The sequence below is a fragment of the Vulcanibacillus modesticaldus genome, from assembly GCF_001730235.1.
GTDB lineage: Bacteria > Bacillota > Bacilli > Tepidibacillales > Tepidibacillaceae > Vulcanibacillus > Vulcanibacillus modesticaldus.
Map to the genome: position 1 here is coordinate 1 of NZ_MIJF01000087.1, position 898 is coordinate 898.

Below are 898 nucleotides of genomic sequence, written 5' to 3' on the forward strand. Positions count from 1 at the left end.
CGTTATAAGACATAACAACTAATAGTTATTTCATTGGTGTTTTTTTACAAACGAATTTATTGTATAATGTATTTAAATACATCCCAATGTTGAGGTGGATAAGATGAGTTTAGAAGAAAAATTACTAAAAGATTTTCAAAGTTTATCTGATGATAAAAAGAGGGAAGTAATAGATTTTGTTGAATTTTTAAAGATAAGAAATCGCGAAGTTGTAAATTTAATGGATGATATTATTGAAGAAAATCGTGAAGCTTTTGAGGAGTTATCCAAGTAATGAAGGGTATCAATGTATCACAAGTAATTTTATTTCATCAGAAAATAATTTCAAGAACAGGTGGATCCGATGGAATTAGAGATATTTCATTAATTGAAAGTGCATTAAATCGAGCTTTTGCCACCTTTGATGGGAAAGAGCTTTACGAAGATGATTTAGTAAAAATTTCTGTAATAACTTATGGATTAATTAATAATCACGGTTTTGTTGATGGGAATAAAAGAATAGGAATAGCCGTCATGCTATTTTTACTTAAAATTAATTTTATCAATGTAAAATACAGTCAAAAAGAATTGGTGGAATTAGGATTAAAAGTTGCAACTGGCGAATATAAGGAAAAAGAAATAGAAGATTGGATCATTGGACATCAGCTGGATTAATTGGTGTCCTTTATTTTTTGTTACGTCTCATAACAATGCATTCACACAGCGGTCTAACGCCCTTGGTCGCCCGAAGCGATAAGAAGAAAAATCAATAAGAAGTAGATTCAAAAAAATCGAAGAGGTGAAATCAGGCGACACATTCCCGAATTAACCGAGTCGGTACGCCCGAGTCTAAGATAAGAGCTATCTAAGACTCGAACATACCTGTAACATTCGGGAACGTCGTGAATACGAGACCGTT

Annotated in this window: 2 protein-coding genes; both read left to right on the forward strand. The window is 32.2% G+C overall.

All coding sequences use genetic code 11. From position 1 onward, the window contains the following. Positions 1-103 precede the first annotated feature (103 nt). A complete protein-coding gene (locus tag BHF71_RS12000; protein ID WP_141705392.1) occupies positions 104-274 on the forward strand; it encodes a DUF2281 domain-containing protein in 171 nt (56 codons plus the stop codon). Beyond that, positions 274-654 (forward strand): type II toxin-antitoxin system death-on-curing family toxin, encoded by a 381-nt coding sequence (locus BHF71_RS10590; protein ID WP_069657599.1) that lies wholly within the window; start codon positions 274-276, stop codon positions 652-654. Before BHF71_RS12000 ends, BHF71_RS10590 begins: the two co-directional genes overlap by 1 nt. The last annotated feature ends 244 nt before the right edge of the window (positions 655-898 follow it).